Origin of the sequence: Methanobacterium sp. SMA-27, from assembly GCF_000744455.1 — an archaeon.
GTDB lineage: Archaea > Methanobacteriota > Methanobacteria > Methanobacteriales > Methanobacteriaceae > Methanobacterium_B.
In genome coordinates, this window is the sequence record NZ_JQLY01000001.1 from 1,696,798 (window position 1) to 1,709,992 (window position 13,195).

The 13,195-nt window shown below is 31.4% G+C and carries 17 protein-coding genes and 1 tRNA gene; 5 read left to right on the top strand and 13 right to left on the bottom strand.

What is annotated here, in order from left to right:
* Nucleotides 1-47 precede the first annotated feature (47 nt).
* A complete protein-coding gene (locus DL91_RS08420) occupies nt 48-857 on the bottom strand; it encodes a TrmB family transcriptional regulator (protein WP_369792073.1) in 810 nt (269 codons plus the stop codon).
* A 176-nt stretch (nt 858-1,033) separates the two neighbouring features.
* On the opposite strand from DL91_RS08420, the gene DL91_RS08425 reads away from it, so the two are divergent.
* Genes DL91_RS08425 through DL91_RS08435 form a run of 3 tightly spaced genes read left to right on the top strand, consistent with a single transcriptional unit; the run spans nt 1,034 to nt 2,329 of the window.
* On the top strand, nt 1,034-1,759 hold the full coding sequence (locus DL91_RS08425; protein ID WP_048191067.1) for a 4Fe-4S binding protein: 726 nt from the start codon (nt 1,034-1,036) through the stop codon (nt 1,757-1,759).
* Nucleotides 1,760-1,775: 16 nt separating this feature from the next.
* Nucleotides 1,776-2,114: a cupin domain-containing protein gene (locus DL91_RS08430; protein WP_048191068.1), complete on the top strand. Its 339-nt coding sequence runs from the start codon at nt 1,776-1,778 to the stop codon at nt 2,112-2,114.
* Between the two features lie 20 nt (nt 2,115-2,134).
* Complete coding sequence (locus tag DL91_RS08435) at nt 2,135-2,329, top strand: hypothetical protein (RefSeq protein WP_048191069.1); 195 nt, start codon at nt 2,135-2,137, stop codon at nt 2,327-2,329.
* Between the two features lie 175 nt (nt 2,330-2,504).
* On the opposite strand, the gene DL91_RS13660 is transcribed toward DL91_RS08435, so the two are convergent.
* The 10 genes from DL91_RS13660 to DL91_RS08470 form a co-directional block, all read right to left on the bottom strand.
* Entirely contained in the window at nt 2,505-2,654 is a 150-nt protein-coding gene (locus DL91_RS13660) for a hypothetical protein (RefSeq protein WP_156096059.1), read from the bottom strand.
* Between the two features lie 236 nt (nt 2,655-2,890).
* Nucleotides 2,891-3,898, bottom strand: coding sequence for an AI-2E family transporter (locus DL91_RS08440; RefSeq protein ID WP_048191070.1), 1,008 nt, complete (start codon nt 3,896-3,898; stop codon nt 2,891-2,893).
* Between the two features lie 258 nt (nt 3,899-4,156).
* Nucleotides 4,157-4,405: a hypothetical protein gene (locus tag DL91_RS08445; protein ID WP_048191071.1), complete on the bottom strand. Its 249-nt coding sequence runs from the start codon at nt 4,403-4,405 to the stop codon at nt 4,157-4,159.
* 212 nt (nt 4,406-4,617) lie between these two features.
* On the bottom strand, nt 4,618-4,770 hold the full coding sequence (locus tag DL91_RS13910; RefSeq protein WP_197050632.1) for a hypothetical protein: 153 nt from the start codon (nt 4,768-4,770) through the stop codon (nt 4,618-4,620).
* Between the two features lie 301 nt (nt 4,771-5,071).
* Nucleotides 5,072-5,230 carry a hypothetical protein gene (locus DL91_RS13915; protein ID WP_197050633.1) on the bottom strand — a complete coding sequence of 53 codons (159 nt, stop codon included), beginning with the start codon at nt 5,228-5,230 and terminating at the stop codon, nt 5,072-5,074.
* Nucleotides 5,231-5,389: 159 nt separating this feature from the next.
* Nucleotides 5,390-5,890: a TIGR00288 family NYN domain-containing protein gene (locus DL91_RS08450; RefSeq protein ID WP_048191072.1), complete on the bottom strand. Its 501-nt coding sequence runs from the start codon at nt 5,888-5,890 to the stop codon at nt 5,390-5,392.
* 198 nt (nt 5,891-6,088) lie between these two features.
* Nucleotides 6,089-6,685, bottom strand: coding sequence for a hypothetical protein (locus tag DL91_RS08455; protein WP_048191073.1), 597 nt, complete (start codon nt 6,683-6,685; stop codon nt 6,089-6,091).
* Nucleotides 6,682-7,104 carry a hypothetical protein gene (locus DL91_RS08460; RefSeq protein WP_048191074.1) on the bottom strand — a complete coding sequence of 141 codons (423 nt, stop codon included), beginning with the start codon at nt 7,102-7,104 and terminating at the stop codon, nt 6,682-6,684. Before DL91_RS08460 ends, DL91_RS08455 begins: the two co-directional genes overlap by 4 nt.
* 14 nt (nt 7,105-7,118) lie before the next feature.
* The gene (locus tag DL91_RS08465; protein WP_048191075.1) at nt 7,119-7,358 is read right to left on the bottom strand and encodes a PRC-barrel domain-containing protein; all 240 of its coding nucleotides are present in this window, start codon (nt 7,356-7,358) and stop codon (nt 7,119-7,121) included.
* Nucleotides 7,359-7,576: 218 nt separating this feature from the next.
* Nucleotides 7,577-8,554, bottom strand: coding sequence for a hypothetical protein (locus DL91_RS08470; protein ID WP_048191076.1), 978 nt, complete (start codon nt 8,552-8,554; stop codon nt 7,577-7,579).
* 514 nt (nt 8,555-9,068) lie between these two features.
* Here DL91_RS08470 and DL91_RS08475 point away from each other — a divergent pair.
* Both DL91_RS08475 and DL91_RS08480 read left to right on the top strand, forming a co-directional pair.
* The gene (locus DL91_RS08475; RefSeq protein WP_048191077.1) at nt 9,069-10,442 is read left to right on the top strand and encodes a cation diffusion facilitator family transporter; all 1,374 of its coding nucleotides are present in this window, start codon (nt 9,069-9,071) and stop codon (nt 10,440-10,442) included.
* 429 nt (nt 10,443-10,871) lie between these two features.
* A tRNA-Gln gene (locus DL91_RS08480) sits at nt 10,872-10,943 on the top strand.
* Nucleotides 10,944-11,663: 720 nt separating this feature from the next.
* Here the strand turns inward: DL91_RS08480 and DL91_RS08485 are convergent.
* Nucleotides 11,664-12,140 carry a tetratricopeptide repeat protein gene (locus DL91_RS08485; RefSeq protein WP_048191078.1) on the bottom strand — a complete coding sequence of 159 codons (477 nt, stop codon included), beginning with the start codon at nt 12,138-12,140 and terminating at the stop codon, nt 11,664-11,666.
* A gap of 185 nt (nt 12,141-12,325) precedes the next feature.
* Nucleotides 12,326-13,186: a methanogen output domain 1-containing protein gene (locus tag DL91_RS08490; protein WP_048191079.1), complete on the bottom strand. Its 861-nt coding sequence runs from the start codon at nt 13,184-13,186 to the stop codon at nt 12,326-12,328.
* Nucleotides 13,187-13,195 lie beyond the last annotated feature (9 nt).

Sequence of the window (13,195 nt, forward strand, 5' to 3'; positions counted from 1 at the left end):
AATAGTACTTATTCCCCAGATCACATTCATTATGTATGGAAACTATATCAATCTTCCATAAAGGTATCCATATTACTTTTGTTGAAAAAGTTCATGACCCAAACCACATTATATAAATCTGCAATTGTTTCCACAAATTCAGTATATTGATTCCATACACCAATTGCTGTTTGAGATATTACACTTTCATCCTTAAATTTACAAAATATCAATAGCATTTCTTTTTTATCTCTGATTATGACCTTTATGAATGGTATTTGGAATGTCTTTTTCTCACAATCTAATTCTTTAATACCCTCAGAAATGTCTATTTTTTCTCCATCAGTAATGCTATATGGCGCTACAATAATCCTAGTCTGAATTCCTCTCTTTAATGACTTAGTTAAAGCATCATTCAATTTTTCAACTTCTTCATGAAACATGAACCCCGCTGCAATGTGCAGAGTACTCTTAGCACGGCCAATAATTTCTAATTCTTTTTTTATAATCTTATCAGAACCATAAATCAACCAAATAGGAGCAGGAGATTTTGATATTTGACTCTCATAGATGTTAACCACTTCTGATTCCGCTTCATCGAGTTCATCTTTGATCTTCACTCTTGATTTTTCAAAAACATCCTGCGGAGGCACAACCCCATATATCAACGGTTTTCCTCTCTTAATTTCTAAAAAATCTTTTTTATGTAAACTCTTTAATACATCATATGTTCTGGAAAGTGGCACACCGGAATCTTCACTAATTTCTAACGCAGTAGCAGATATCAATGAAGCCAAAGACAGATATGCTTTAGATTCATAATCAGTAAGTCCTAATATTTTTAATGCATTTATTGTGGCTTGTTTTATTGGAATAATATCCCTCCCTCATTTTCTTACTTTATACATGTTTAGTGAAAAAACATTTAAATATTGCGGAATATTGATCTAAATATTAGAAAATAACTGTATGAATTCAAATATCAAGTTATTTTTGATTAAATGATCGTTTTGGAGTTATCCTAGTGAATGCTATAAAAATTGGAGGTAATTAAATGAAAAAACATAAAATACGGTTAAGAATCTATATTTTAATAGCTTTGGTCATAACTTTGCCAATATTATTAAATGTATATTCACCCATCTTAATGGTGTGGGGAATTAGAAATGGTATAATCACAGCAAGCTTCCTTATTTTTGCAGCATGGTTTATGCTATCACTATTTATGGGTAGATCAGTATCATGTGGCTACACTTGCCCTTATGGCGCGTTACAAGAAATTTTAGGAATTCATATTTTTAAAAAAAAGCCAATTTCTGAAAAAGCAAATAATATAAGATATTTTGTTTTTGTTATATTCCTCCTATTGGTATTATTTTTAATTTTTAATATAGGGTTAGCGAAAAACATTGACTTATTTGCTTCAAATGGCAATTTACAATTGGTTATTTTTATAACCATTTCTATAATGACAATAGGTTTATTATCAATACTATTAGGGAGTAGAGCCTTCTGCAGATATCTATGTCCTCAAGGGGTGTTTTTAACAATAGGATCTAAACTAGGTAAAAAAATTAAAGTACCATCCTTACAATTAAACTCAAATAATAATAACTGTTCAAATTGTAAATTATGTGATAAATCGTGCCCCATGGGTTTAAATGTTAACCTAATGGTTAATAACAGCACTATGGATAACTTAAATTGCATATTATGTGGTGAATGTATAGAAAAATGCCCTAAAGATGCTATAAATTATTCTTTTAGAACTAAAGATTAAAAAAACAGGTGATAAAATGAGAATATCTAAAGTATCAGACATTAAATCCTCTCCAAACCCTCACGGAGTCTATGCACGTAAAATATATGATACCGAAAATGCTGTAGCAGTTCACATGACCATTAAACCAGGAGAATCCTTAAAAAAACACAGCACTCCTGTAGATGTGTTTTTCTATGTTTTAGAAGGTGAGGGTATTGTTGAAATTGGAGAAGAAAAAGAGAGAGTAAGTAAAGATGCTCTAATTGAAAGTCCTGCCAAAAAACCACATACATGGTATAATGAAGGACAAAATAATCTAAAAATATTAATTGTCAAAGTCCCAAGACCAATCAGATCTACAAAAGTTATTTAAATACATTAAGGAGCTATAAAATGGTTAAAGAAGTCGATGAAGACAAAGTATTTGAACAGAAATTGAAAGGTAAAATGGGTTGGAAATGTTCATGCTCTCTAGATATAGTGGACAAAGAATGCTCCCTAAAACAGATCATATGCAAAGGATGTGGAAAATCTTTTAAAACTAACAGCGATAAGGAATATTGCTTTGATTGTGATAAAAAAAGATAATATCAAAAAATAAACAAATTGATTTGAAGATTAAGAATATTTTACCATATTTTTTTATTCGAGGATCTTAAATTAAGAAACGATTGTAGTGTTGAAATACTTCTCTGCATTTTCTAACCACTTATCAGATTTCCCCAATGAAATTCCCCCCCCCCATTCCAGTTATATCCGTTCTCTATATTTTAATCTTTAATGTGATTTTAAATGTTGTTCCATTGTTTTGGTCGAGTTTGATTGTACCTTCGAGTTGTTCTACTAGGGTGTTTAGTAATTGTAGTCCTAGTTTTTTGGGTTTTTGGATGTCGAATTCTTTTGGTACGCCCACACGTTATCTTTGATTATTAATTCAGTTTCTTCACTTTTATGATGCAATGATATAGATATTTCGCCTTTACTATGATCAGGTATGCATCAAGGATACCTTTTAGATCCCATCTATAACTGTTTAAATCTTCCGCATATCTTAATTGAGATTAGAATATGTTTAATGGATAAGAAACTTATGTCTAAGTTAATCTTTTAATTATTGATAATTATTGTTTGTCCATGAATTCCTAGATTCTATTTATGATCATTTTTTTTATTATTCTCATCCTCTTCTTCTCCACTAGACATTATTGAAGCCAGCCAGCGAGTTTCATCATAGTTTTCTAGATATTTTATGACAATCAAGGTTAAAGGTACTCCAATTAAAAATCCTGTAGGACCTAAAACCCAACCCCACACAAATAATGAAACAAACACCACATAAACTGACATCTGAAGACCTTTTCCTGTTAGTCTTGGGAATATAATACTTTCAGCAATGGTGTTAATGATGATGAAGAAAAGTCCCATGATGATAGCGCCTTGTATGCCGAATTTAGACCAAGCTATCAATACTGGAGGTATAGCTGCTATTATTATACCTATGTATGGTATAAATCCCAGGAAAAATGTTAGTAATCCCCAGAGTACTGCAAAATTAATGTCGAAGACGAAAAGTATAACTGAAACGCTTATACCGTAAAAAAAGTTTACTTTTGCTCTGATTATAAAATAGTCGATAGTATCACGAATAAGAGCGAATGTTTTATTTAGGGTAGGACTATCCGTACCAAATCCTTTTTCAAGTCTTGTTTTTATTTGAGGTAGTTCATAAACCAGAAATATGACTGAGAACAGAAGGAAAGTTCCAATAGCAATTAACCCAGCAGAATCTGAAACAGGAATATTGTCAACAATAAATGTTATTATCTGATTTCCGTACTGTGCAAGAAACCCTGAAGAGTTTATAGTGAAAGTAGGAAGTGCTTTAACTAATTGAGCTAGTGTATACACAAGAAAACCCATTATTGCAGCACCTAAAGCTAAAGTTCCAACTAATGTTACTAATACTGATAGATTGTAAGACAAACCCTTCTTTTTAAGCCACATCAAAAAGGGATAGATAATTATGCTTATGAATATTGAAAGGAATATTGGTCCCAAAATCACCGAACTATATTTCATTCCCAGTAAAGCTACAAAAATTACTGCTATAACAAGTATTTGCTGAAGAAATGAGGGTATTTTAAATTCATCATTCATTTTTTGCCTCCTTTATACTTAACTATCAAATTGCTAAATGTTCCCAAAAACTTTATATTTTCAATGCTTCTAGAATTTGTTCTATGTGGTTTATTGCTCATCACTCTTGCCACCATACTACCTACAGTTGGCAAATTACCTATTAAACCGGATAAAATTGTCACAATCAAAAGTATGATGAAAAGACAAGAAGTTCAACCAACAATAAACCACCCTCTGAAATTATTATATAATATTATACATTGAAACATGACACAACTAATAGCCCATTTTTTCTACTTTTTTTATCCCTTGAGGCGTGATTTTTGCTTTAAATTCATTGCCTAAAAATATTTCAAGCTCTAAATATCCATCTTTTTCTAGATCTTCAACATTAGAAAATAATTCCTCAGATGTAATATCTAAAGTTTCCATTAAATCCCTACTATCAACTGAATATCCATAGCTAATTTTATCTAAGTTATATATATTCTTCAATATTTTCCTTCTAATTTCTACTTCATCCATTAAATTTCCTCCAATATTATTTTAAACATTATTAGATGTATTTTACAGACTGGATATTGTAATTGATTTAATTTTGATGGTTTTTAATTTAACCCAATAGTTCTTTAATTATAAATACTCCATTTTACTATTTTTAATGTTAAATTAATAATTTTGGAGTAATAATCTCCATCAGAGGGATTGATAAGATTTAATATAATCCTGTAATAGAATTATCCCATTCCTCTGTTTATCAATTCCATTATTCCATATGCTATGAGTACAATTCCTAATAAGTATGCTACAATCGCAGGATCTATAATAAAAATTACACCTATGATTATTGCAATTATCCCCATTATTTCACGGTATGTTTCAGTGTTCATATTCTATTTTATGTAAAAGAAAACATATAATTTTAATGAAAAACACTTAAACCCCCACACACAACACTTGAAATTCAAAGAAAATAATTAAAAGAGTAACTATGACAAAATTATTTTGTTATAGTTAACTAGAATGTTTTCTATTCAAATACTCTGCGAATCCATTTGTTAAAAAAATAGTTTTGAAGTTTGAATAGTAGACTAAAACTAGCACAACGTTATGTATAATGTATCATCGAGTTGAATAATGAATTTAAAAAAAAAATAAAGAGATTTTGAGTATCTAAGTTATATAAATGAATTATTTTGCAATTAATGCTATAATCCCTGAAATTAGCATTACTAATATTGCTACATACAATAACCAAAGAGCGAAACCTGGGAATAGTAATAAAATAATTAGAAAAATAATAGCAAGGCCCAGCAATGACCCACCACTTGCTTGTTGTGTCTCCACCATTTTTTCACCTCCATAATATTTTTAATCCACTATAATAGATAATATAATCTTATTACTGTATAAATTTATGGTTTTTTAATTTTACTAACTATCAAGGTGATTTTATTTCACAGGGGGAGTGCCGACGAATAACAAAAAGTTTGTTTGTCAAATCTGTATTTAAGTTGCAGTCTTGGATGTTTGGTGAGTCTTAAGGGTAATTATAATATCCGCTGAATTCTTCAAAGCTACACTGAACCCAGGTTCAGCCCCAATAACAATAGTTTTTTTCCCGTGTTCCTTGGCAACGTTTATTAATGGAAAAAAGTCAACATCACGGGTCATGATGGCTATGATGTCAATATTTGGATTGTGAATAAGTTCAAATGCCTCCACAGCCATCTGGACATCTGTTTCCCCTGCAACAATCATAGGTGAGAAACCTTGATTTACTACAGCTTCTATAAGTTTGTCTGAAGCATACTGATTAAGAAAAACCTTGCCTATCTTTATATTACCATATTCCGCTATTAAATCTTTTACTGTATCTAAATCGCAGTCAAATTCCTTTCTGAGCATGTTTGGTCCATCTACAAGTAGACCAATATTTTTATCATGACTATCATGCTTTATAAGTGGAATATATTCTTTAAATGAACTAAATTTATCTAAACGACGCATTTACATCTCCAATAATAAATGTAAAAATTAATCAGGATATATAATCAGTTTACCAACATATACACATTAAAAAATATCAATTTCTATCTTTTAGGATAATTTTTATTGATTCATAATAATTTAGGAAATTTTAAAAAAAAATATATATTTATAAATACTATTTTTCATTGTTGTTTCTTTTTTCGTCTAATTTTAAACTCATTCAGGACTTTCTAGTTTGTCTAGTCTTTCCTCGATTTTTTTGAGTTTTTTGTTTGTGGATCCTCTGTATTCGTTGAATCTGCTGTCTAGAGTATCTAGATCTCTTGATACTTTGGTGTATCTTTTTTCTATGTCTAGAATGTCGTCTTTGGTTGCTAGTTTCCAGTCTTTTATGAGTTGGTCGCTTTTTTCGTCTAAAAATAAGTCTATTTTATTTGACATTGAGTCTGTACTCGTTGCTCCTTTAACTGAGCCTTTTAATTTTTCGCTTACACCTGATACTTTCTCGCTTACACCACTACCTGTAATCTTCTCGCCTGCACCCGACACAGTAGAACGTACCCTATCACCCATTCCAGTTGCTTTTTCTCCCATTCCCGACATTTTTGCACCAACTCCTCCCATATCGTTATCTTCACCTTTCACTTTTTCACTTGCACCTGAAACTGTTGATCTTGCTTTTTCACCGGTTTCAACAGCAACTGAACGTGCCTTCGCAAATGATAGATTCCTAGTGTCCTGCATATAGAAATAAAGCAAAACCACAATGGCACCTGCGATTACTAGTATTGCCAATAACTCTAATGGAGTCATTTATGTTTCCATCCTTTAGATTTACCTGTTTTCTCTTCAAGTTCCTTTTCCTTCTCCTCTATGTCCATAAGCAGTTTTTGAAGTTTTATATATTCTGTTTTTGCTTCAAGACGATTAACCCGCTCATTTATCTCGCCGTGGAGGTATCCGGCTTTATGCATTAAATTAGATGTGTTTTCCCTTATAGTGGTTAATTTTTCCTGCTGATCCTTTGGTAGAACTATATCATTCATCATGCGTTTGGATTCCAAGTCCCTTTCAACAAGCTCTATCTTCTTTAGTTCAGCCTGTTTTGTGAGGAATTCAACGTTAGTCTGTGCTTCTCTGACCCGCCTCCATTGCATAAGTGCAACTATCAATCCAACAACTACTATGGCTGCTATTACTATATAAAGTACATTTTGTTCAATTGCCACCATACTGTTACCTATTCCTATTGTTCGTGGATATCGCTTGTAAGTAGTACTTTATCCCCAATAATTTTTACAATGTCATAAGGAATTATAGTCCCGCCACTAGAACTTCCAAGGCTTTCCAAGATTCCTCCTTTTCCAACTTTGAACGATTCCAATGTCTGGGTTTCAAAGTCCACCTCCACATCTTGCACCTTACCAATTACAATTCCCGCAGTGTCCACAACTTCCTTTCCAATGATTTCTTTTTTTATCAACATGGAATCACACCTTTTTTTTAGATCAATTATCAACAAGAATTTGTAATATTATTTATGTTCGATTTTGTACTAGTAATTTTTTGTATGAATTGAAAAATGTTCTATATTCTGAAAACCGTACACTGCCCAATAATCCTTCAAAGAAATTCAAAAAAACTGAGATAGATGAAGGATTTTAATTCAAAAAAAAATATATAAATAAAGGTTGTTTAAATCCTTTATTTAAGTCCTAACTGAACTCCACCGATTCTTGGTGCTAAGAAGTTGTAGATTATGGTGATAATTGCAACCATAATGAATGTTCCTATAAAGTACCTGAGTATATCATATATGAGGACTTCAACTCCTAGTACTGCATTTCCTGCTGCAGCCATAGTTATCAATTGCACAATGCCCATTATAATTCCGAATATAAGTGCAACTGAGGCTATAGCTAGTGATGCTGCTACAACTGGTATGGATGTTATCTCATGTGCTGTTCCTGCAGGTGCAAGTAATAACCTAACTCCACCAACTTTAGGTATAATGTAGTTGTAGAATATTGCTGCTAGTGCACTACCAATAAATCCTAATACAAAGACAGCTATTGGTATACCTATGATTAACATCAATGCTATAACAACTCCGCCATTACCTACGGCTGAGCCGTTTGGAAGATTTGCAGCTGTAAAGTTAGTTGCGTTAACTGACAAGTTTGTAGCATTACTCATACTTAAAAGTGCTGTTGCGTTGTTAACTGCTGCTACACCTAGTTGCATTACAAGGGGGATAATTGTACTTACAATTGTAGTCAATGGTAAAATCACTGCAGTTAGTAAGAGTCCCATTATTAATGCCCATATTGCTGCTATTGCTGATAATATGAGTGCAAATGACATCACAGGTACTGATGTCACTTGGTCTCCTTCTAGCCCTAATTTTACTCCGCCAAGTCTTGGTACAAGCATGTTGTAAATCAGTGCTGTAATGAATGAAAGTGTTGTATAAACCAGGAAAGCTCCAATAGGGTAAAGTATTATCATTGATATGCCTAGACTGGCAAATATTAGTGCTGCTCCCGGTAAAAATGCTGCTAATGCTCCAAAGGCAATCAGTAGTATAATTGCATATATAAGGCCTATTATAGCATTTATAGAAGCGGTCATCACTGTGAAAGGCACTGGTTCAATAGATTGTATTTCTTTAATGTCGACCATTTTTTCAACTCCTTTTTAATTATAATTTATTATATATTCCTAACTTTATATTAAATTTTCGTTTTATGGTTAGAATCATACAATAACTGTCTATTAAGAGTTTGAACTTGTTTCTTTGAGTATGCATTATGATCTACTTAACATATTTTTGTTATGCATAATTATTATAATCTGTATGATAAAATCAGAATTATTGGATTGAATTATAATTTAAAAGGCAGTTTTATAGATAAATTTAGTTTTAATTGATTAAAACATGTTTCGATAGATTTAATCCAGTAAAAGATAATAATTCTATTGCCTAATAATTGTATTTGAATTTAGTGATAGAAATGTTTAATTTACTAATCCTTCAAACTCCCATTGTATCTCACCGGACGTATATTTAAATACTTATCATTTAGACTAAATACTATGAGTAATAAATAAGATTCCACTCATATTGACAATATTTTCAATGAATTATCATTAGCTGACTGATCTCGATATAATATTTATTAATGGAGAAATATTAATGGAAAAAGAAAAACCTATTTTAGGGTATGATAAATTTTTGATGATGGCCATTATAAAGGAAGGTCCACTCAGTTTGGAGGAATTATGGGAAAAATCCATGTTATTTTTATCTTTGATCTGGTACCAGCAGTTACCTGGAAAAGGCCAGCCACTTATGGAAAGATTATTTTTCAAAGCTACTCGTTTACGCTCAGAACTGGAAGAGGTTAGAAATGATAAGTCTAATCATGGTGCTGAAATTGAAATGGATAAATTAATCAAAAAGGGTTGGATTAATCTAAATAAAGATGATAAATATGAATTAACCAAGGAAGGATTGAGTCAAGCTAAAATATATCGACAAAATATAAAAAAAGAGGCTGCTATGGTAGATAAGGAATTAAAACCTTCCACCACAGCTATGAATACAACATTTTTAGATGCATTCCTTGCGTTTCTTAAACTAGGTGGTGGATTAATAAGCGGTAGTATGGGTTTAATTGCCGATGGAAGTGATGCCACCATGGATACAGTCGAAGCTATCTTGGTTTGGCTGGGAATTAAATATCATCGAGAAAAATTAAGCACACTTCTAGTTGTAGCAGGATTATTTATTGCAGCCATTACAGTATTATTTGATTCCATCACCCATTTATTAGCGACATTTGGAGGACATGCAGAACCCATAACTATGCCTTATCTAGTTATAGCTGTTGAAGGAGTGGCTATATTATCTGCGTTTTTCCTTTTTTATTACCAACGTTTCGTTGGGAAAATCAACAATAGTTTAACTTTAATATCACAATCTGTAGATAGTAAAAATCATATTTTCATTGGTTCATCGGTTATTATAGGTGCCATTTTCGCAATTTACGGTGTTTACTTTGTTGATGCTCTAATCGGATTATTCGTAGGGGCAGGTATATTTAGAGATGCTGTAAGTTTACTTCGAGAAGCTATATTTGCTGAGAGAGGTGGAGAAGAAGATTACTCCAAAGAGTACAAACTTCCATTACAAGAATGTTGGGAAGAAAACAGATTAATAGCATTCAGAAACTGGATACTATACCTTTTATGGGAAGACCAGCAAAGAACACGCAAAGAAATAATTTCTTCACTCCATAGTACTTTCCATCCAGACAACTATATCCCTGTACTTAGTGAGCTCAAAGCTACTGGTTCAGAACCTTATGATTTCGATAATAAATTTAAAAATCTCATAAAACCATTAATAGAAGAAGAACTTTTAATTGAAGAAATAGAAGAGTACCTTCTAACCGAAAAAGGTGAGGAACACCTCAAAAATTTCATAAATAGCTTCAATAACTATGATGTGCGTCGTTCTGATGCCCTACTATTGGCTATGGCCCGAGATGAGAAGGAGGATAACTAAAATAATAAATATTTGATTATTTTTTGGTATCCAAACAATTGAGATAATAATTTATATTCTATTTTTCTTTTTTTTGGATAATTTATTTTTTTAGATGTAATTTAAATTAATAATAATATCAACTTATTCCCAAGGATTATAAAAAATATTCCACTAACATCACAAAATCGAATTAAGTGTATCTAGATAAAATCTGGAGAAAAATTTAAATCAAAAATGAAAATTTTTTCTTTCAAATAAAAAAGGTGTTATTTCCTAATTTTTTTATTTAAATTCCTTAGATAGTAATATATACAGTGCTAAATATTAATAAAACAACAGTCCTTGTGTCAGCACAAATTCTTAGCCCAAATCGTTATATACTATGAAATCAAATCTTGAAACTGTGCTTTTTACCTTGAATTTTACAAGCGAAGCAACATACATTTTAGTCCCTTGGGGTAGTGGCAATCCTGTGAGACTCTGGATCTTTCGACGGCGGTTCGACTCCGCCAGGGACTACTGATTAAATCACTGAACACCAGTATCAGTGATCAATAATTTTAGTTTTTTTTGTTGTAATTCCTAAAAATTCATTTTACCCCTATCTTGTTCAAGACCCCTAGACCAACTTATCAATATAGGTACATTTTTAACATTTGTAAATATTTGAGATGTGAACTACCCCTCCCTTTCGGAAGGAGCTTCTTCCTTCATTAAATCCACTAATGTGGTTTTTTTCAGAGAAGCTTTAATTTCCGTAGTTCCTACGATACTGATTAGATTAAGTGTAGTATGCTTGGTTATCGCATACGATACTATTAATTATTGTTAAACTATTATTTATATATAGGGTTGGATTCATCCCCACCCTCACACATGGGGTCTTCTCCAACATTAAGATAAATAATTCTTTAATATTACAAACTTATCATAAAATAATATCTTTATTGGATTACATTTTGATTCAAAAAAAACTAATGCAAATAGGAATAAGAAAATGAATCAAAAAATTATTATTTTGAATCATATCGAATTTTACTACTCATCAAATAAAATTTGGAAAAAAAATTGAAAGTAAAATTTGAATTTAAAAAACTAAATTAATAGAATAATTCAGCCATATTAAAGAATGTTGTTATCAATTAAGAATGGCAATTTTGGTATAGATATGGATATCAGATACTTTTCTTTATTATTCTAAACAATATTCAGATCTTCATGTGGAATTGAAAGGAAGTATTAATTTCTACCAACTAAAAAATCTCTGAGCTTATCCCTATTTATTCTTGCATTAACATCTAAAGGATTAATTTTTAAAGCTTCATTAAAGCATTTCATGCCCGCTTCTAGGTCTCCAGAATTAGCAAATGCTGCTCCTTTGTTAGTAAGAGCATTGGTATTTTCCGGATTTATGGTTAGTGCTTTGTTATAACATTCAATTGCAGAAGAATAATCTTCCATATCATAATATACCGCCCCCAAATTAACCAAGAGTTCTGTATTATTCTCATCCTTAGAAATAGCTTTATTGAATACATCTAAAGCTTCCCTATATTTTTTAAGTATTCTTAAAACATTTCCCTTGTTGTTAAGAGCTTGAATAAAATTTGGATCAATTTCCAATGCTTTATCATAGCATTTTATTGCTTCATTATACTGGCCATTCTCAAAAAAGGCAATTCCTTCGTTATTCCATTCTCCAGGATGTTTGGGCATAAAAATATTCTCCTAAACTTCAGTATATTAATTTATTATAAACCTGAGATGTATTATATTTCAAATCATTTGAATTTCTGCATTAATATTCACAGAACTTTTTTTCCTAATTTATGGTATAATAAATTTTAATTTAAATTAGTTCTTGTTAAAAATTATTTAATTATAAAATAAGAATAAAATTATTAATATTCAATTGAAAATTTACATCTAGGAGGATTAGGACCTAAAAGATAGCTATGTGCAATTTTTCCATCTATACTTGCCCATTTTAATGTGAGTTCTGCCATTGCCTTACACATTAGGCAGTATATTTTATTATCCTTTATTTTTGGACCCCACAAGCATTCGACAACTCTAAATTCATCTGCGCTTGTTTCCACACTGTAGCCTAAGTTTGAAAACATATGAGCCATCCAGGCAATATATTCAGATTGAACCTTTCTTAAATATTCAGGATCATCAATAAAATCATGTTGAACTTTAAGTTCTCTCTTAAATTTTACCTTCATATTATCCTCAAAAAACTTGGCAAATTCTCGTAAAAAACTTGCTGTATCTTCTATTCGTATCTGAGATGTGAGTGCAGGTGTAGAACTCAACATGAAGTCTTTTACAGTACTCATACGTTCTTTTTCTTCAAATTCTTTGGTTTTGTGTTGAAAATCTCTTCTTAAAAGAGCTATTTCTATACTGTATTTAAGTTCTGTATCATCAAAAGGTTTTATAACATAACCTGAGGGTCTAGTCAATTTGGCCCTTTCAAAAGTATCTGCATCTGCATGTGCAGTCAGGTATATAACAGGTACATCAAAACGTTGTGAAATACGTTCCACAGCATCTATTCCATCCATATCTCCTCTTAACACAATATCTGCCAGAATAAGATCTGTACCTTTTTCATTTGATATCTGAATAGCTTCTTCTCCAGATCCTGCGAGTCCTACTACTTCGTAACCCCAGCCTTCAAGCTTAGTCTGTATTTCAAGGGCAGTAATATTCTCATCTTCAATTACTAGAATTTTTTCTTCAGGAACTAGAAACACCTCCTCAAC